The sequence below is a fragment of the Pseudomonas sp. FEMGT703P genome (assembly GCF_002786345.1).
Classification (GTDB): domain Bacteria; phylum Pseudomonadota; class Gammaproteobacteria; order Pseudomonadales; family Pseudomonadaceae; genus Aquipseudomonas; species Aquipseudomonas peli.
The window spans coordinates 21,904-39,492 of sequence record NZ_PGCM01000006.1 but is presented as its reverse complement, the minus strand read 5'-3'; the positions used below and the strand labels follow the sequence as shown (position 1 = coordinate 39,492).

Here is a 17,589-nt window from a genome sequence, read left to right as displayed (position 1 = left end):
GAGGAAGTTGGACAGCTTCTTGCAAAACCCTCCCCAAAGGCGCGCTCAGCGTCAAAAGATTGAATTGGCTGGGGTAGGGATGTGGCAATAAATCGCTCGCAAGTGCTCACTGATGCGCGCAGTAACCTCTCGGGGTTGAAGCAGGGCAATCTGGGCATCCCGCTGTTGCTGCTGGTCATGCTCGGCATGGTCATGCTGCCCATCCCGCCTTTCCTGCTGGATGTGCTGTTCACCTTCAGTATTGCCCTGTCGATCGTCGTCCTGCTGGTGGCGATCTATGCGTTGCGCCCACTGGATTTCGCCGTTTTCCCGACCATTTTGCTAGCGGCGACTTTGCTGCGTCTGGCGCTTAACGTCGCCTCCACCCGGGTGGTGCTGTTGCATGGTCAGGATGGCCATGACGCCGCCGGTAAGGTGATCCAGGCCTTCGGTGAGGTAGTGATCGGTGGTAACTACGTGGTCGGTATCGTGGTGTTCGCGATCCTGATGATCATCAACTTCGTGGTGGTCACCAAAGGTGCCGGACGTATCTCCGAGGTCAGTGCGCGTTTCACCTTGGACGCCATGCCGGGCAAGCAGATGGCCATCGACGCGGACCTGAATGCCGGGTTGATCGACCAGGCGGAGGCCAAGAAGCGTCGCAGCGAAGTGTCCCAGGAAGCCGACTTCTACGGCTCCATGGACGGTGCCAGCAAGTTTGTGCGCGGCGATGCGATTGCCGGCCTGCTGATTCTGTTCATCAACCTGATCGGTGGCATCGCCATCGGTATTTTCCAGCATGACCTGAGTTTCGCCGACGCGGGCCGTATCTACACTTTGCTGACCATCGGTGACGGCCTGGTGGCGCAGATTCCATCGCTGCTGCTGTCGACTGCAGCGGCGATCATGGTGACCCGTGTTTCCAGCTCGGAAGACATGGGTGCGCAGGTCAATCGGCAGATGTTCGCCTCGCCGCGTGCTCTGGCGGTGACGGCTGCGGTGATGATCGCCATGGGCCTGGTGCCCGGTATGCCGCATTTCTCTTTTATCAGCCTGGGCCTGGTGGCTGCGGGTGCCGCGTACTGGATTGCCAACAAACAGCGTACAACCAAGGAAAACGAGATCAAGGAAGTGCAGCGCCAACAGGAATTGCTGCCGGCGCAGAAGGCTCAAGAGGTTAAGGAGCTGGGCTGGGACGACGTAACGCCGGTGGATATGGTTGGCCTGGAAGTGGGGTATCGGCTGATTCCGTTGGTTGACCGTAACCAGGGTGGCCAGCTGCTGGCGCGGATCAAGGGCGTGCGTAAGAAGCTCTCACAGGAAATGGGCTTTCTGATGCCCTCGGTGCATATCCGCGACAACCTGGACCTGCAGCCCAATGCTTATCGCCTGACGCTGATGGGGGTCAGCGTGGCCGAGGCCGAGGTGTATCCGGACCGTGAGCTGGCGATCAACCCCGGTCAGGTGTTCGGGCCACTTAACGGTATCGCTGCCAAGGATCCGGCATTCGGTCTGGAGGCGGTGTGGATCGACCCGAGTCAGCGTGATCAGGCGCAGTCGCTTGGCTACACCGTGGTGGACGCCAGTACCGTAGTGGCGACCCACCTCAACCAGGTCCTGCACAAACATGCCCATGAGCTGCTGGGTCACGAGGAAGTGCAACAGTTGATGCAGCTCTTGGCCAAGAGCTCGCCGAAGCTGGCTGAAGAGCTGGTGCCAGGGATGATTTCCCTGTCAACCCTGCTCAAGGTGCTGCAGAGCCTGCTGCAGGAACAGGTGCCGGTACGCGATATCCGCACCATCGCCGAGGCCATCGCCAACGTCGCGGTGAAGAGTCAAGATCCCGCCGCGATGGTGGCTGCGGTACGCGTCGCGTTGGCTCGCGCAATCGTGCAAAGCATTGTGGGACTAGAGCTGGAGCTGCCTGTGATCACCCTTGAACCCAGGTTGGAACAGATATTGCTCAACAGTATCCAGAAGGCCGGTCAAGGCTCCGAGGAGGGCATCCTCCTGGAACCTGGCATGGCCGAGAAGCTGCAGCGTTCCCTGGTGGAAGCGGCGCAGCGCCAGGAAATGCTCGGCAAGCCAGTGATTCTGCTGGTTGCCGGTCCGGTCCGGGCGATGCTCTCGCGATTCGCGCGGCTGGCGGTTCCGAGTATCCATGTACTGGCATACCAGGAAATTCCGGATAACAAGCAGGTCACCATCGTTGCGACGGTGGGGCAGAACTAACCGAGGTTACAGGCCATGCAGGTCAAACGCTTTTTCGCCGCCGATATGCGTACCGCCATGAAATTGGTGCGTGATGAGCTGGGTGCCGATGCCTCGATCATTGGCAATCGCCGGGTAGCCGGTGGTGTCGAATTGACCGCCGCGCTGGATTATCAGGTGCCAGCCGCACCGGCGCGTCAGCCCAACCCTGCGTTGGAAGCCGAGCTGCGCAAGACTCAGGCGAAAATTGCCACGGCCCAGGCCGAGCTGACCACCCGCACTCAGGTCGATGCCGGCAAAGACCGCCAGCTGTTTGGCGCGGCTGACAGCCTGCCTGCTGACAGCTTTGCGGCCGTGATGCGCAAATCGCATGCAGCGCCAGCTGCAGCAACCGATCAGCGCGCCCTGGACGCCATGCGTTTCGAACTGCATGGCCTGCGTGAGCTGATTGAAGTGCAGCTGGGCTCGATTGCCTGGGGGCAGTTGCAGAACCGTCGCCCGCAGCAAGCCAATTTGTGGCGTCGCCTGCAGCGCATGGGCTTGTCAGCCGAATTGTCGAAAGCGCTGCTGGAGCGTGTGAATACGGTGACTGAACCTCGCCAGGCCTGGCGCATGGTGCTGGCGCATCTGGCTCACGCGATCAAAACGCCGAAGCAGGAACCGATGGAAGAGGGCGGCATAATCGCCTTGGTTGGCCCCGCTGGCATGGGCAAAACCACTACTTTAGCCAAGCTGGCCGCGCGTTACGTGCTCAAGTACGGCGCGCAGCACATTGCCCTGGTCAGCCTGGACAGCTACCGCATTGGTGCTCAGGAGCAGCTCAAGACCTTGGGGCGTATTCTCAATGTCCCGGTGACGCTGGTTGACCCTGGCCAATCGTTGACTCAAGCCTTGGCACCGCTGGCGCGTAAGCGAGTGGTGCTGATTGACACCGCCGGCCTGCCCGCCAATGACCCAGCACTGCGCATGCAGCTGGAAACGCTGGCCAGCCGTGGCGTCAACGCAAAAAATTATCTGGTTATGGCCGCTACCAGCCAGGGCCAAGTGCTGAAAGCCGCCTACCATAGTTATAAGCGTTGCGGCTTGTCTGGCTGCATTCTGACAAAAGCGGATGAGGCCACCAGCCTGGGTGAGGTTTTAGGACTGGCTATTAGCCAGCGTCTACCGGTAGCCTATCTCGCTGATGGGCCACGCATTCCCGATGATTTGCAGATTCCACGCAGTCATCAATTGGTTAGCCGGGCCGTAGGGCTGCAGGCGACCCAGGATCCAAGCGAAGATACGATGGCGGAGATGTTTGCCGGGCTTTACCAGCAACCCGCGCGACGCGTCAGTTAAGCGTCCTGCTGTTGGCAATGAACCGCGCTTAGCCAGCCAAGTGGCTCCAGTCGAAGTTAGACAAGGTGTGTAGAAATATGGGTATGCATCCCGTACAGGTGATTGCGGTGACCGGCGGCAAAGGTGGCGTCGGTAAGACCAACGTCTCGGTGAACCTGGCGTTGGCCCTGGCTGATCTCGGCCGTCGGGTGATGCTGATGGACGCCGACCTTGGCTTGGCTAACGTCGACGTTTTGTTGGGCCTCAGCGCCAAACGCACCCTGGAAGACGTCATCAGTGGCGAATGCGAGCTGCGCGATGTGTTACTGCAAGGCCCTGGCGGCATTCGTATCGTGCCGGCAGCCTCGGGTATTCAGAGCATGGTGCAGCTGTCACCGATGCAGCATGCGGGGCTGATCCAGGCGTTCAGCGATATCAGTGACAACCTCGACGTGCTGATCATCGACACTGCCGCGGGTATCGGTGACGGTGTCGTGAGCTTCGTGCGCGCGGCCCAGGAAGTGCTGGTGGTGGTGTGTGATGAGCCGACCTCGATTACCGATGCCTACGCACTGATCAAATTGCTTAATCGCGATCACGGCATGAACCGTTTCCGGGTATTGGCCAATATGGCCCACAGCCCACAGGAAGGTCGCAACCTCTTTGCTAAGCTGACTAAAGTGACTGACCGTTTCCTTGATGTTGCCCTGCAGTATGTAGGCGCGGTGCCATACGACGAGTCAGTGCGCAAGGCCGTGCAGAAGCAGCGTGCGGTCTACGAAGCCTTTCCGCGTTCCAAGTGTGCGCTGGCGTTCAAGGCGATAGCCCAGAAAGTTGACGCCTGGCCGTTACCGGCCAATCCGCGTGGCCATTTGGAGTTTTTCGTTGAGCGTCTGGTGCAGCAACCGATCGCGGATACGGCTATATGACAGCAGCCTCTGGACTTCGTATGTATAGCAAGGCGCAGGCGCAGGATTCCCAGCACCAGTTGATCGAGCGCTACGCGCCCCTGGTCAAACGCATTGCCTATCACCTGTTGGCCCGCCTGCCGGCCAATGTACAGGTCGACGATCTGATTCAGGCCGGAATGATTGGCCTGCTCGAAGCGTCAAAAAAATACGACTCCAGTAAAGGCGCCAGTTTTGAGACGTTTGCCGGTATTCGCATTCGCGGTTCGATGCTCGATGAAGTGCGCAAAGGCGACTGGGCGCCACGTTCGGTGCATCGCAATAGCCGCATGGTCAGTGATGCAATTAGAAAAATTGAAGCCAGAACGGGCCGAGATGCTAAAGATCAAGAGGTTGCGGCCGAACTCCAATTGAGTCTCGAGGATTACTACGGCATTCTTGGCGACACTTTAGGCAGCCGCCTGTTCAGTTTCGACGACCTGTTGCAGGACGGCGAACACGGTGGGCTGGGTGAAGACGCTGGCAGCAACCACCTCGAACCTTCTCGTGATCTGGAAGATGAACGCTTTCAGGCGGCCCTGGCAGATGCCATTGCCAACCTGCCGGAGCGCGAGCGCTTGGTGTTAGCGCTATATTACGATGAAGAACTGAATCTTAAAGAGATCGGCGAGGTGTTAGGGGTTAGCGAATCACGTGTCAGCCAACTACACAGTCAGTGTGCCGCACGTTTACGTGCTCGACTGGGTGAGTGGCGCGCACATTGAGTTGTATTCGCTGATGCTGGGCCGGTTTCACGATTAAAAGCGCATGCAGGTTGCTGCCTGCGTTTGGGACTGTACGGAGGTCGACTTGGACAAGAACATGAAAATCCTCATCGTTGATGACTTTTCAACGATGCGACGGATCATCAAGAACCTTCTGCGTGACTTGGGGTTCACCAACACCGCGGAAGCGGATGATGGCGTCACCGCGCTGCCCATGCTGCAAAGCGGTAGCTTCGATTTCCTCGTGACTGACTGGAACATGCCTGGCATGACGGGTATCGATCTGTTGCGCGCAGTGCGTGCGGATGATCGCTTGAAAACCTTGCCGGTGCTGATGGTCACGGCGGAAGCCAAGCGTGATCAGATCATCGAAGCAGCCCAGGCGGGGGTTAACGGTTATGTGGTCAAGCCGTTCACAGCCCAAGTGCTGAAAGAGAAGATTGAAAAGATCTTCGAGCGGGTCAACGGCTGATGTTTGCCACGAGGGTGCTATGGAGCATAAAGATTCCGTTCAAGGTGACCTTGAGTCGACCCTGAAATACAACGCTCGCCAACTGGTAGATAGCCTGGAACAAGGCAACTTTGGTGAAGCGGTACAGCTGATACATGAGCTCAATAAGGCACGTGACCGTGGTCTTTACCATGAAGTCGGTAAGCTGACTCGTGAGCTGCATAACGCCATCGTCAATTTCCAGCTCGACCCCCGTGTGCCACATGCCACTGAGGTTTCGCAAATTACCGATGCCACTGAGCGCCTGAATTATGTGGTGACGATGACCGAAAAAGCGGCCAATCGCACCATGGATCTGGTCGAGCAAAGTGCCCCGCTGGTAAATGATCTCAGCGATGAAGCACAAAGCCTCAGCGGTGATTGGGGACGCTTCATGCGTCGCGAAATGAGTGCCGATGGCTTTCGCGAGTTAGCCAAGCGTGTGGAGCTGTTTCTCGCGCGAAGCGAGCGCGACGGTGCCAAGATTTCTGCACACCTCAATGACATCCTGTTGGCTCAGGATTATCAGGACCTGACCGGCCAGGTGATCAAACGTGTAACGCAGCTGGTTACCGAAGTGGAAAGCAACTTGCTGAAACTGGTGCTGATGGCCAGTCAGGTTGATCAGTTTGCCGGCATTGAGCACAACCATGAGTTGCTCCGCGCCGAACAAGAAAAACAAAAAGAGCCTTCGCGTGGTGAAGGTCCGCAGATTCATGCCGATAAGCGTGAAGACGTCGCATCCAATCAGGATGATGTCGACGACCTGCTTTCCAGCCTGGGATTTTAGGAGCACGTCTTATGAGCTTCGGCGCCGATGAAGAAATCCTCCAGGACTTCCTGGTAGAGGCCGGCGAGATTCTTGAACTACTGTCTGAGCAGCTTGTAGAGCTGGAAAGTCGCCCGGACGACATGAATCTACTCAACGCCATTTTTCGCGGGTTTCACACCGTCAAAGGTGGTGCTGGCTTTCTCCAGCTCAATGAGCTGGTGGAATGCTGCCATATCGCAGAAAACGTCTTTGACATCCTGCGTAAGGGTGAGCGGCGCGTCGACTCCGCGTTGATGGATGTGGTGCTGGAAGCACTGGATGCCGTCAACAGCATGTTTACCGAGGTCCGTGAACGTACCGATCTCACTCCGGCTACGCCTGAGCTGCTTGCCGCCTTGGCGCGGTTGGCTGAACCGGCGGGTGCTGATGATGCCGCACCCGTTGAAGCACACGCCGAGCCTGAGCTGGAATCTGAACCTGAGGTTGCAGTCGAGGTTGAAGAGGCCGCTGGCGATATCACGGACACTGAATTCGAGCAGTTATTAGGCGCCTTGGGGGACTCTCCGGCGCCAATGGCTGCGGCTGCAAGCAGTGATGAAATCACTGATGATGAGTTTGAGTCGTTGCTTGATCAGCTGCATGGCAAAGGCCAATTTGTAGCACCTGATGTGGCTGTAGCTCCCGCTGTGCCTGCTGTGGCGGCACCTGCAGCAACGGCCACGGGCGGTGATGAAATCACCGACGATGAATTTGAATCGTTGCTCGATCAGTTGCACGGTAAAGGTCAGTTTGCGCCTCCTCCTGTATCGGCGCCTGCTGCACCTGAAGCGGTGGCTGAGTCCGCTGCTGCGCCGAGTGGCGACATCACGGATGACGAGTTTGAAGCACTGCTTGATCAGCTGCATGGCAAAGGCAAGTTTGTTGAGCCTGAAGCGATCAAACCTGTAACGCCTGCGCCGACTGCCAAGCCTGCAGAGCCTGCCAAAGCAGCCGCCAAACCTGCGGCAAAACCTGCCGCTAAGGTTGAGCTTGCAAAAGCTCCTGCAGTTCCGGTCGCTGCGCCTGTTGCTGAGAAGGCTGCGCCGCCCAGTGAAGCGGAAACCACTGTGCGGGTCGATACCGCACGGCTCGACGAAATCATGAACATGGTTGGCGAGCTGGTGCTGGTGCGAAACCGCTTGGTGCGACTCGGATCGAGCAGTGGCGATGAGGCTATGTCTAAAGCGGTGTCGAACCTGGATGTGGTGACGGCTGACTTGCAGACTGCGGTGATGAAAACCCGCATGCAACCCATTAAGAAGGTGTTCGGGCGCTTCCCTCGGCTGGTTCGCGATTTGGCGCGCAACCTTAAGAAAGAGATCAACTTGGAGTTGGTCGGTGAAGAAACTGACCTCGACAAGAACCTGGTTGAAGCCTTGGCTGATCCGCTGGTCCACTTGGTGCGCAACGCGGTTGACCATGGCATTGAAACCCCGGAAGAGCGTGAAGCCTCAGGTAAGGCGCGTGGCGGTAAGGTGATATTGTCCGCCGAGCAGGAGGGTGATCACATCCTCTTGTCGATCTCTGACGATGGCAAGGGCATGGACGCGGATGTACTGCGCGCCAAAGCCGTGGAGAAAGGCTTGCTGGATAAAGACGCTGCCGACCGTCTCAATGAGTTCGAATGCTACAACCTGATCTTTGCCCCGGGCTTCTCGACCAAGACTGAGATTTCCGATGTGTCTGGGCGCGGCGTGGGCATGGATGTGGTGAAAACCAAGATTTCCCAGCTCAACGGCACGGTCAATGTGTTTTCGGTCAAGGGACAGGGCTCAAAAATCGTTATCAAGGTGCCGCTGACCCTGGCGATTATGCCAACACTGATGGTGATGTTGGCCAATCAGGCGTTTGCTTTCCCACTGGTCAACGTGAACGAGATTTTCCACCTCGATCTGTCGCGAACCAATGTGGTTGACGGCCAGGAAGTGGTGATCGTGCGCGACAAGGCGTTGCCGCTGTTCTATCTCAAGCGCTGGTTGATCGGCAGTGCAGCACACGTGGAGCAGGGTGAGGGGCATGTGGTGATTCTCACTGTTGGCAGTCAGCGTATTGGCTTCGTGGTCGATCAACTGGTCGGACAGGAAGAAGTGGTCATCAAACCGCTGGGCAAAATGCTGCAGGGTACGCCAGGCATGTCGGGTGCAACCATTACCGGTGATGGTCGTATTGCCCTGATTCTTGACGTGCCGAGCATGCTCAAGCGTTACGCGCGGCGCATCTGATTGTTAGCGGCGCAGCTATCTGTGGCGCCGTTTAGGAGTGTTTATGGCTGTTAAGGTGTTGGTGGTTGATGACTCCGGTTTTTTCCGCCGGCGCGTGTCGGAAATTCTTTCAGCCGACCCGAATATCCAGGTAATCGGCACCGCCACTAACGGCCGTGAAGCCATCGAGCAGGCGCAGGCGCTCAAGCCCGATGTGATTACCATGGATTACGAGATGCCGATGATGGATGGCATCACCGCTGTACGTAACATCATGCAGCGCTGCCCGACACCCGTACTGATGTTCTCCTCGCTAACCCATGAAGGTGCGCGAGTGACGTTGGATGCGCTGGAAGCCGGTGCGGTGGATTTTCTGCCGAAGAATTTTGAGGACATTTCGCGCAATCCAGAGCGAGTTAAGCAACTGCTTTGCGAGAAAATTCATACGATTGCCCGCAGTAATCGTCGCAGTTTCAGCCCATCGCCTGTCTCTACTCCCGCAGCTATACCCGCTGCAGCAGCCAAGCCTGCGGCGCGTCCAGTAACCTCTGCCAGCACGCCAAGCCGTCCAGCTGTGGCGCCTGCCCCCGTTGTTGCCAGTGCGGCGCCAAAACGTAAATCCTACAAGCTTGTTGCGATCGGTACTTCCACCGGTGGGCCGGTTGCGCTTCAGCGGGTACTGACTCAATTGCCGGTGAATTTTCCAGCGCCAATCGTGCTGATCCAGCATATGCCGGCTGCCTTTACCAAAGCCTTTGCCGAACGTCTCGACAAGCTCTGCCGCATCAGTGTCAAGGAAGCTGAGGACGGTGATGTCTTGCGTCCCGGTCTGGCACTGCTCGCACCGGGTGGCAAGCAGATGATGGTCGATGCGCGGGGCGTGGTGAAAATCCTGCCTGGCGATGAGCGCCTGAATTACAAACCCTGTGTCGATATCACTTTCGGTTCCGTTGCCAAGTCTTATGGTGACAAGGTGCTGGCAGTGGTGCTCACAGGTATGGGGGCGGACGGCCGTGAGGGCGCTCGCCTGCTAAAGCAGAGTGGAAGCCAGGTGTGGGCGCAAGACGAAGCCAGCTGCGTGATCTACGGCATGCCGATGGCTATTGTAAAAGCCAACCTGGCTGATGCGATTTATCCGCTGGATGATATCGGCAGGCACCTGGCGGAGACCTGTATTTAATGGATGTACTGAGCCTTATTGGGGTCATCCTGGCGTTTGTCGCCATTCTTGGCGGCAACTACCTCGAAGGGGGCCATGCTGCGGCCCTGCTCAATGGGCCGGCTGCATTGATTGTGATTGGCGGTACCTTGGGTGCGGCTTTTTTGCAGGCACCCGTGCATGTGTTCAAACGGGCGCTGGCCATTATTAGTTGGATATTCTTTCCGCCGCGCGTGGACCTGGCCGGTGGTATTAACCGGGTGGTTGGTTGGAGCATGACTGCCCGCAAAGAGGGTTTGCTCGGTCTTGAGGCCGTGGCAGATGCCGAACCCGATCCCTATGCGCGCAAAGGCTTGCAGCTGTTGGTCGATGGCGCCGAGCCTGAGGCTATTCGCAGTATTCTCGAGGTCGATCTGTACACCCAGGAAGGCCGTGATATTCAGGCGGCAAAAGTGTTTGAAAGCATGGGTGGTTATGCGCCGACCATCGGGATTATCGGTGCGGTGATGGGCTTGATCCATGTGATGGGTAACCTGGCCGACCCAAGCATGCTTGGCAGCGGAATTGCCGTGGCGTTCGTGGCAACCATCTACGGTGTTGGCTTTGCCAACCTGTTGTTATTGCCCATTGGTAACAAGCTCAAAGCTATCGCTCAGCGCCAATCCCGTTATCGCGAGATGCTGCTTGAAGGCATCCTGTCGATTGCGGAGGGTGAAAACCCGCGCTCTATCGAACTGAAGCTGCAAGGCTTCATGGATTGATGGGGACACCTTATGGCCCGCCGGCGTCATCAAGAAGAGCATGAAAATCATGAGCGGTGGCTAGTCTCTTACGCCGACTTCATTACTCTGCTGTTCGCCTTTTTTGTGGTCATGTACTCGATTTCCTCGCTCAATGAAGGCAAGTACAAAATTCTTTCTGACAGCCTGACCGGGGTGTTCAATCAACCTGATCGCGCTATCAAACCGATTCCGGTTGGTGACGAGCGTCCGCGGACCACGGAGTCGGACCGTTCCTTGGTGGATGAAGAAAGCGCTCAGTCTTCGGCTGATGATCTGCAGAATATTGCCAACAGTGTGCGCGAGGCTTTCGGCGACTTGATTCAGTCGGATCAGCTGAAGGTCAGTGGAAATGAGCTGTGGATCGAGATTGAGCTCAGCTCTAGCCTGTTGTTCACCAGCGGCGATGCCATTCCTAACAATGCAGCGTTCGATATTATCGAAAAGGTAGCCAAAATTCTGGCGCCGTACGAAAATCCAATACACGTGGAAGGCTTTACCGATAATCTGCCGATTCAGACGGCTCAGTTCCCGACCAACTGGGAGCTTTCTACCGCAAGGGCTGCGAGTATCGTGCGTATGCTGACGATGGATGGGGTCAACCCCAGCCGCCTGGCAGCGGTCGGTTATGGTGAGTTCCAGCCCGTCGCGGATAACACCACCGCTGAAGGGCGCGGGCGCAATCGTCGCGTCGTGTTAGTGATCTCGCGTAATCTAGACGTACGTCGCAGCGTTAGCGGTGTGGGCAGTGCCAATGCTAAGCCTGATGCGGCGTTGCAACGTGCTGGCACGCAACCTGCAAAAGCCCCAGCAGCGCCGGTCCCGCAAGCGGGTGCCGTCAATCCCCCGTCGCCGGCCCCATAGGGTGGCCCCGTTCTCGGTCAGGCTGCAGCTGAACCGGGAGGATGATAACGATGAGAGTCTGGGCAGTAGCCAATCAAAAAGGTGGAGTCGGTAAGACCACCACATCAATCGCTCTGGCAGGCCTGTTGGCAGATGCCGGCAAGCGTGTGGTGATCGTTGATCTCGATCCCCATGGGTCGATGACCAGCTACTTCGGGCACGACCCGGACAGCCTGGAACACAGCAGCTTCGATTTGTTCCAACATAAAGGCGCTGTACCGCGCGGTTTGCCCCAGCAGCTGCTCCTGCCCACCAGTGATGAGCGTATCTCCCTGCTGCCGTCCAGCACTGCACTGGCCACCCTGGAGCGCCAGTCACCCGGGCAGAGTGGCTTGGGTTTGGTGATAGCCAAGAGCCTTGCGCAGCTTTGGCAGGATTTTGATCATGCGGTGATCGACAGTCCGCCCTTGCTTGGCGTGCTGATGGTCAATGCCTTGGCGGCAAGTCAGCAGCTGATAATTCCTGTGCAGACTGAATTTCTGGCCGTAAAAGGCTTGGAGCGGATGGTCAATACCCTGGCGATGATCAACCGTTCGCGTCAGCAGGCGTTGCCGTACACCATCGTACCGACCCTGTTCGACCGTCGTACCCAAGCGTCGATGGGCACGCTGCGTGTGTTGCGCAACAGTTACCCTGATCACCTGTGGCCGGCCTATATTCCGGTTGATACGCGTTTACGTGATGCCAGTCGGGCAGGGGTGACCCCGTCAACGTTTGATAGCAACAGCCGCGGTGTACTTGCTTATCGCGCCTTACTCAAACACCTGCTTTCTCAGCAGATTGCTGCTCAGGTCGCTTGAGATGAACGACTATGCTGAAGATATGGGCTCAAGTCTGTCGCTAGCGCGGCCGATAGTCTGTACAGATTGTTATTGCGAGTTGTCTTGATGAGTCGTCCTTTAGCCACCGCTACACGTTCGCAACAGGTCTTGCAGTCCTATTTGGATGGCTTGTTGCAGGAGGCTGCGGTCGAGTTTGTCGATAGCATCACGTTGGATGAATTCGAGGCCGCGGTGCTGGAAGAGCAGGTGCGCGATGCGCGCAGCATGCCGCAGGTGAGCGTCGCTAAGGTCAAGCCTCTGGCTGAGCTGGCGCCACGTCCATTGGTGCTGCCCACTTTCGAGATGCCCACTGCGCACGTTGAAGTTCACGTCGAGTCGCTGCCAGAGGTTGTAGAAACTGTTGTAGTGACTGAGTCGGTGAAGTCAGAGCCGCAGATGTTGGTGGTACCTGAGGCGGTACCGCAGGGGCGGCCTGAATGGGCGCAAGGGTCTTTCGAATGCCTGTTATTTGATGTGGCTGGGCTGACCTTAGCCGTTCCGCTGGTGTGCCTGGGTTCGATTTATCCCCTGGAGGGTCAGGAGCTGACACCATTATTTGGTCAGCCTGACTGGTTTCTCGGCATACTGCCGAGCCAGGCCGGTAACCTGAAAGTGTTGGATACAGCGCGCTGGGTGATGCCTGACCGTTATCGCGATGATTTTCGCGAAGGGTTGCAGTATGTAATTTCCGTTGAAGGTTATGAGTGGGGGCTGGCGGTGCATCAAGTCAGCCGCTCGATTCGGCTGAATCCCGACGAGGTTAAATGGCGCAGCCAGCGTACGCAGCGTCCGTGGCTCGCGGGTACGGTGATTGAACACATGTGTGCCTTGCTGGATGTCGAATCCCTGGCCGAGTTGATTGCCAGTGGTGCTGCCAAGCGCATGGCGGCCAAGCAGGTGCATTGAATAACGCGGGGCTGTGCGAGGTGCGCAGCTTTGCATCTATAGTAATCACAGCGGGGTATACACCCGCGATCGCCGCCGCGAGCGGTTCATGACGAGGCTAGGGACATGAAGAAAAGTTCTGCACAAGGTTCTGATGATCCGATTCTGCAGTGGGTAACGTTCCGCCTGGATAACGAAACCTATGGCATCAATGTGATGCAGGTTCAGGAAGTCCTGCGCTACACCGAAATTGCCCCTGTGCCGGGTGCGCCGAGCTATGTGCTGGGCATCATCAACCTGCGCGGCAATGTGGTCACAGTCATCGATACACGTCAGCGCTTCGGGTTGGACTCTACCGAGGTGACCGATAATACCCGTATCGTGATTATCGAGGCCGACAAGCAAGTGGTCGGTATCTTGGTCGATAGCGTGGCCGAAGTGGTTTATCTGCGTCAGTCTGAAGTGGAAACTGCTCCGAACGTGGGCAATGACGAATCTGCCAAGTTTATCCAGGGCGTTTGCAACAAGAACGGCGAGCTGCTGATTCTGGTTGAGCTGGACAAGATGATGAGCGAAGAAGAGTGGTCCGATCTGGAGAGCATCTAAGTCATGCTCGAAGCGCTGCTGGTCGCATTAGCCCTGGTCTGCCTGGGGCTGGTATGCGTCAGTATCTGGCTCGTCAGGCAGTTGCGCGACTTTATCAAGTTGCAAGGTGAGCGTGACGCAGTCCGTGATCGCCGGCTCAAAGAACTTAGCCGGCGGCTGGATGCCTACCTGACTGGTAGCGTGCAGATGGGTGAGGAGTTGCACGAATTGCGCAGGGTTGTTGCACCTTTGCCGGACAAACTTAATCAGATTGAGCAGCGTGATCCCAGCAGCCTGTCATTCACTCAGGCTGCACGTTTGGCGGGTATGGGTGCCAGCGTGGATGATCTGACCCAGTCATGCGGTCTGAGTAAGGCCGAGGCTGAGTTGGTCAGCAAGATGCAGCAGGCCAAACTGCAGCGCTCCTGAGGCTGCCTTCACTCTGGCGGTCCTGCCAATAAACGCAGCGGCGGTGTGATGTCGGTATCCCGTTCGCTACCGGCCGGTGCCTTACCTTTCAAATACCATGCAAAGGCGATGATTTCCGCGATACAGCGATACAGCTGCTCGGGAATTGCATCACCCAGTTCCAGTCGCGCCAACAATCGCACCAGCTCGGCATTTTCATAGATCGGTACTTCGTACTCGCGGGCAATCGCCAGAATGGCTTCGGCCAGTTCGTCATCGCCTTTGGCACTGAGTACGGGCGCTTTCTGGCCGTCGTAGGTGAGGGCGATGGCTTGGCGGGGTGCGGTCTTCTTCATGCGGTTTCATCCACCCAGCGCTGTTCCAGCGTCGTGCGCGGCCCGCGTGGCGGCGTGCCTTGGTTGCAAGCCAGCTCGCCAACCTGCACGCCGGCGGCATTCAGGCGTTGACGCAGGTTATCCAGCTCCGCATCGATCAGGTTGACGGTGCTGCTGCGCTCAGCCCACAACTGACTAGAAAGACGGCCATGGGCCAATTGCGCCCGCACCTGCAAGGGCCCTAGCGGATCCAGATCAAAGGCCAGTTCGACTTTCCACAGGGTTTCCTTTTTATCGGGTTTGCCTTGTGGGTTGCTTTCATCGCGCTGGATTTTTACCTGCAGTGGAACCAATTCCTGATGATTGCGCATCGGCAGTTCCAGTTGCCAGGTGGTCAGCAGGTTGCCATCCGGGCCGACTTGGCTCTGCGCAAGGCTGGAGAGTTGGTGGGTCTGCAGGCGAGAGAGGGCAGCCGCGGCGAGCTTTAGCATGGTTTCCAGGTCGGCCTCACCTTCCATGGCCTGTAGCAGGCGTGAGGGCAGGGGGAAATTCAGCGCTTGCTGGCGATTCGTGGCTTTGCCCAGGTTGCCGAGCAGGTCGCGTGCGAGGGCGGGCATCGCCTGGGCCAGCGATGTCCCTGCGGTGGCTGCGGCCAGTGGTGTGCCGGTGGACAGGTTCGGCAGTAATTGAGCGATCAGGCGCAGCAGGTTGGCTTTCAGGTCGTTCGGCAGTGCCTGGCCCTGACCGCCAAGTAATTTGCTTTCCAGCAGGATGCCACTGTTTTCAAGGGCGGCAGCCAGGCCTTTGGCGCTGCTCAACTGCGCGGCGTCGGGCATGATGCCGAAGAGTTTATCGATGCTGGTGCGCAGGCCTTCGCTCATGTCGGCATTGCCACGCATACCTTGTAGGGCGCCGAACAGTCCTTCCAGTGAGCCCTGGCGGTTGCTTTGGTTGCCCAGTTGCTGGCTCAGGGCAAGTTGGTCAAGGCGGCCACTCAGAGGCAGGAAATTCAGCGCCTGGCTGCCCTGTACCTGAGCGCTGAGCAGGCTACCCAAAGGCAGTGCCAGTGGGGTTTCCAGAGACAGCTTGCTGCCAGCCAGTGGCGTATTGAGCAAGCTGACCAGCACCTTGTAGATCACCTGTTGCGAGCGGCCCTGCAGCAATTGTTCGCGTGCCACTACCTTGCCCTGCAGTAGGGTGCCAACGGGCAATTGATCGAGGTCCAGGCTGGTCAGAGGTTTGTCCCCTCCCATCAACAGGGACAGAGCCAGGCGGGTTTCCGACAGGGCTGTTACGGCCAGGGATGTGCCCTGGGCCAGCGGGCGCGGGCTGTTGGCCTCAAGGGTCGCCTGATTTCCATTATTCAGGGTCAGCTTGAGCAGCACCTGAAAACTCTGCGCCACTTCCTTGAGTGCGATGACTTCGGCCTTGGCGGTTTCGCCACTGGTCAGCAAGCCTTGCATGGGCTGTAACAGTTTCACTGCCAGGTCCGCCGCGACAGCGCTGGGGCGGCTGCTGGGGGGCGTTGGCGCAATAGGCCGCGGGCTGCTGATTTCGCTCATTGGCGGGTTACACCCTGTCGAAAATGCCCGCTGCGGCAGGCGGAGCTGGGCATGTATAATCGCGCCCCGTCTGGTTCGGCTGCGCATTCCATTTGCGTCAGTATAGCGGCCAAGACGCTGCCGACTTGAACAGCTTTTGCCATCCATCTTAGGTGCCGATGCCTTGACCAGCCCTCTTCTTGAAGCCGTTGCGCTCGCCTGTGAGCGAGACTGGCGCATGCTCTTCGAGCGTGTGGAGCTGCGTCTGGTTCCCGGTGAAATGCTTCAGGTGGCGGGCCCCAATGGCAGTGGTAAAACCAGTCTGCTGCGCTTGCTGGCTGGGTTGATGCAGCCCACTGCTGGTGAGATTCGTCTGAATGGTCGCCCGTTGACCGCGCAGCGCGCCGAGCTTGCGCGCAACCTGCTGTGGATTGGACATGCCGCCGGCATCAAGGGCTTGCTTACCGCCGAGGAAAACCTCACCTGGCTTTGCGCCCTGCATCAGCCGGTAGAGCGCGAGACCATCTGGCAGGCTCTGGCGGCGGTGGGGCTGCGCGGGTTTGAAGATGTGCCTTGCCACACCTTGTCCGCCGGGCAGCAGCGCCGTGTCGCGTTGGCGCGTTTGTATCTGCCAGGCCCGTCGCTGTGGGTGCTGGATGAACCGTTTACTGCGCTGGACAAGGCGGCAGTGGCGCAGCTGGAGAACCATCTCGCCGCGCATTGTCAGCAAGGTGGCCTGGTGGTGCTGACCACGCACCATGAATTGACGGTCAAGCCGGCCGGTTACCGCGAGCTTGATCTGGGGCAGCGTCCGTTATGAGCAATGTCTTTAGCCTATTGCTCGCCCGCGAGGCGCGCTTGTTGTTTCGCCGCCCGGCCGAGCTGGCCAATCCGTTAGTGTTCTTTGCCATTGTGATTGCGTTGTTCCCATTGGCGGTGGGGCCGCAGACGCAGTTGTTACAAAGCCTTTCGCCGGGGCTGGTGTGGGTGGCGGCCCTATTGGCCGTGCTGCTCTCGCTGGACGGGCTGTTTCGCAGTGATTTCGAGGACGGCTCGCTGGAGCAGTGGGTCCTTTCGCCGCACCCCCTGGCTCTTCTGGTTCTGGCCAAGGTGCTGGCACACTGGCTGTTCTCTGGCCTGGCGCTGGTGCTGTTGGCGCCACTGCTGGCGTTGATGTTGGGTTTGCCGGGGCGCTGCCTGCCGGTGCTGCTGATCTCGCTGCTGCTCGGTACGCCGGTGCTGAGCCTACTGGGCGCAGTTGGCGCGGCGCTGACGGTGGGTCTGAAGCGTGGCGGCCTGTTGCTCGCGTTGCTGATTTTGCCGTTGTACATCCCGGTGCTGATTCTCGGCAGCGGTGCGCTACAAGCCAGCCTGCAAGGATTGCCGGCGGTTGGTCACTTGTTGTGGCTGGCCAGCCTCACCGCATTGGCGGTGACCTTGACACCTTTTGCCATCGCCGCTGGTCTGACGATCAGTGTCGCTGAGTAGACAA

General features: G+C 58.2%; 18 protein-coding genes. 16 read left to right on the top strand and 2 right to left on the bottom strand.

What is annotated here, in order from left to right; genetic code table 11:
- Positions 1-87 precede the first annotated feature (87 nt).
- From flhA to CUR33_RS10185, 14 genes are all read left to right on the top strand, one after another.
- Positions 88-2,211 (top strand): flagellar biosynthesis protein FlhA, encoded by a 2,124-nt coding sequence (gene flhA / locus CUR33_RS10250; RefSeq protein WP_289239765.1) that lies wholly within the window; start codon positions 88-90, stop codon positions 2,209-2,211.
- A gap of 15 nt (positions 2,212-2,226) precedes the next feature.
- Positions 2,227-3,528 (top strand): flagellar biosynthesis protein FlhF, encoded by a 1,302-nt coding sequence (gene flhF / locus CUR33_RS10245; RefSeq protein WP_289239546.1) that lies wholly within the window; start codon positions 2,227-2,229, stop codon positions 3,526-3,528.
- A gap of 77 nt (positions 3,529-3,605) precedes the next feature.
- On the top strand, positions 3,606-4,436 hold the full coding sequence (gene fleN / locus CUR33_RS10240) for a flagellar synthesis regulator FleN (protein ID WP_090252106.1): 831 nt from the start codon (positions 3,606-3,608) through the stop codon (positions 4,434-4,436).
- Positions 4,433-5,179 (top strand): RNA polymerase sigma factor FliA, encoded by a 747-nt coding sequence (gene fliA / locus CUR33_RS10235; RefSeq protein ID WP_167145311.1) that lies wholly within the window; start codon positions 4,433-4,435, stop codon positions 5,177-5,179. The genes fleN and fliA overlap by 4 nt, the downstream gene beginning before the upstream one ends.
- 97 nt (positions 5,180-5,276) lie before the next feature.
- On the top strand, positions 5,277-5,651 hold the full coding sequence (locus tag CUR33_RS10230; protein ID WP_090254048.1) for a chemotaxis response regulator CheY: 375 nt from the start codon (positions 5,277-5,279) through the stop codon (positions 5,649-5,651).
- A 19-nt stretch (positions 5,652-5,670) separates the two neighbouring features.
- Positions 5,671-6,459: a protein phosphatase CheZ gene (locus CUR33_RS10225; RefSeq protein WP_160087926.1), complete on the top strand. Its 789-nt coding sequence runs from the start codon at positions 5,671-5,673 to the stop codon at positions 6,457-6,459.
- Between the two features lie 11 nt (positions 6,460-6,470).
- Positions 6,471-8,702, top strand: a complete 2,232-nt coding sequence (locus CUR33_RS10220; RefSeq protein WP_289239545.1) for a chemotaxis protein CheA — start codon at positions 6,471-6,473, stop codon at positions 8,700-8,702.
- A gap of 43 nt (positions 8,703-8,745) precedes the next feature.
- Positions 8,746-9,861: a protein-glutamate methylesterase/protein-glutamine glutaminase gene (locus tag CUR33_RS10215; protein WP_289239544.1), complete on the top strand. Its 1,116-nt coding sequence runs from the start codon at positions 8,746-8,748 to the stop codon at positions 9,859-9,861.
- Entirely contained in the window at positions 9,861-10,601 is a 741-nt protein-coding gene (locus tag CUR33_RS10210) for a flagellar motor protein (RefSeq protein WP_090252121.1), read from the top strand. Before CUR33_RS10215 ends, CUR33_RS10210 begins: the two co-directional genes overlap by 1 nt.
- Before the next feature lie 12 nt (positions 10,602-10,613).
- Positions 10,614-11,483, top strand: coding sequence for a flagellar motor protein MotD (motD, locus tag CUR33_RS10205; RefSeq protein WP_289239543.1), 870 nt, complete (start codon positions 10,614-10,616; stop codon positions 11,481-11,483).
- A 50-nt stretch (positions 11,484-11,533) separates the two neighbouring features.
- Positions 11,534-12,322 (top strand): ParA family protein, encoded by a 789-nt coding sequence (locus CUR33_RS10200; RefSeq protein WP_289239542.1) that lies wholly within the window; start codon positions 11,534-11,536, stop codon positions 12,320-12,322.
- An 87-nt stretch (positions 12,323-12,409) separates the two neighbouring features.
- On the top strand, positions 12,410-13,249 hold the full coding sequence (locus CUR33_RS10195) for a CheW domain-containing protein (protein ID WP_289239541.1): 840 nt from the start codon (positions 12,410-12,412) through the stop codon (positions 13,247-13,249).
- Positions 13,250-13,354: 105 nt separating this feature from the next.
- Entirely contained in the window at positions 13,355-13,834 is a 480-nt protein-coding gene (locus CUR33_RS10190; protein ID WP_090252131.1) for a chemotaxis protein CheW, read from the top strand.
- A 3-nt stretch (positions 13,835-13,837) separates the two neighbouring features.
- A complete protein-coding gene (locus tag CUR33_RS10185) occupies positions 13,838-14,242 on the top strand; it encodes a DUF2802 domain-containing protein (protein ID WP_090252133.1) in 405 nt (134 codons plus the stop codon).
- Between the two features lie 8 nt (positions 14,243-14,250).
- Here the strand turns inward: CUR33_RS10185 and CUR33_RS10180 are convergent, their stop codons facing one another.
- Entirely contained in the window at positions 14,251-14,577 is a 327-nt protein-coding gene (locus tag CUR33_RS10180) for an EscU/YscU/HrcU family type III secretion system export apparatus switch protein (RefSeq protein ID WP_289239540.1), read from the bottom strand.
- Positions 14,574-16,118 (bottom strand): flagellar hook-length control protein FliK, encoded by a 1,545-nt coding sequence (gene fliK / locus CUR33_RS10175; protein ID WP_289239539.1) that lies wholly within the window; start codon positions 16,116-16,118, stop codon positions 14,574-14,576. Before fliK ends, CUR33_RS10180 begins: the two co-directional genes overlap by 4 nt.
- A gap of 163 nt (positions 16,119-16,281) precedes the next feature.
- On the opposite strand from fliK, the gene ccmA reads away from it, so the two are divergent.
- Together ccmA and ccmB are read left to right on the top strand one after the other, a co-directional pair.
- Complete coding sequence (gene ccmA, locus CUR33_RS10170) at positions 16,282-16,917, top strand: cytochrome c biogenesis heme-transporting ATPase CcmA (protein WP_090254051.1); 636 nt, start codon at positions 16,282-16,284, stop codon at positions 16,915-16,917.
- Entirely contained in the window at positions 16,914-17,585 is a 672-nt protein-coding gene (gene ccmB, locus CUR33_RS10165; protein WP_090252142.1) for a heme exporter protein CcmB, read from the top strand. The genes ccmA and ccmB overlap by 4 nt, the downstream gene beginning before the upstream one ends.
- Positions 17,586-17,589 lie beyond the last annotated feature (4 nt).

Excerpts from the sequence above, each read along its gene's own strand:
- flhF (WP_289239546.1), top strand. The coding sequence starts at position 2,227 with ATGCAGGTCAAACGCTTTTTCGCCGCCGATATGCGTACCGCCATGAAA.
- fleN (WP_090252106.1), top strand. The coding sequence starts at position 3,606 with ATGGGTATGCATCCCGTACAGGTGATTGCGGTGACCGGCGGCAAAGGT.
- fliA (WP_167145311.1), top strand. The coding sequence starts at position 4,433 with ATGACAGCAGCCTCTGGACTTCGTATGTATAGCAAGGCGCAGGCGCAG.
- CUR33_RS10230 (WP_090254048.1), top strand. The coding sequence starts at position 5,277 with ATGAAAATCCTCATCGTTGATGACTTTTCAACGATGCGACGGATCATC.
- CUR33_RS10225 (WP_160087926.1), top strand. The coding sequence starts at position 5,671 with ATGGAGCATAAAGATTCCGTTCAAGGTGACCTTGAGTCGACCCTGAAA.
- CUR33_RS10220 (WP_289239545.1), top strand. The coding sequence starts at position 6,471 with ATGAGCTTCGGCGCCGATGAAGAAATCCTCCAGGACTTCCTGGTAGAG.
- CUR33_RS10215 (WP_289239544.1), top strand. The coding sequence starts at position 8,746 with ATGGCTGTTAAGGTGTTGGTGGTTGATGACTCCGGTTTTTTCCGCCGG.
- CUR33_RS10210 (WP_090252121.1), top strand. The coding sequence starts at position 9,861 with ATGGATGTACTGAGCCTTATTGGGGTCATCCTGGCGTTTGTCGCCATT.
- motD (WP_289239543.1), top strand. The coding sequence starts at position 10,614 with ATGGCCCGCCGGCGTCATCAAGAAGAGCATGAAAATCATGAGCGGTGG.
- CUR33_RS10200 (WP_289239542.1), top strand. The coding sequence starts at position 11,534 with ATGAGAGTCTGGGCAGTAGCCAATCAAAAAGGTGGAGTCGGTAAGACC.
- CUR33_RS10195 (WP_289239541.1), top strand. The coding sequence starts at position 12,410 with ATGAGTCGTCCTTTAGCCACCGCTACACGTTCGCAACAGGTCTTGCAG.
- CUR33_RS10190 (WP_090252131.1), top strand. The coding sequence starts at position 13,355 with ATGAAGAAAAGTTCTGCACAAGGTTCTGATGATCCGATTCTGCAGTGG.
- CUR33_RS10185 (WP_090252133.1), top strand. The coding sequence starts at position 13,838 with ATGCTCGAAGCGCTGCTGGTCGCATTAGCCCTGGTCTGCCTGGGGCTG.
- CUR33_RS10180 (WP_289239540.1), bottom strand. The coding sequence starts at position 14,577 with ATGAAGAAGACCGCACCCCGCCAAGCCATCGCCCTCACCTACGACGGC.
- fliK (WP_289239539.1), bottom strand. The coding sequence starts at position 16,118 with ATGAGCGAAATCAGCAGCCCGCGGCCTATTGCGCCAACGCCCCCCAGC.
- ccmB (WP_090252142.1), top strand. The coding sequence starts at position 16,914 with ATGAGCAATGTCTTTAGCCTATTGCTCGCCCGCGAGGCGCGCTTGTTG.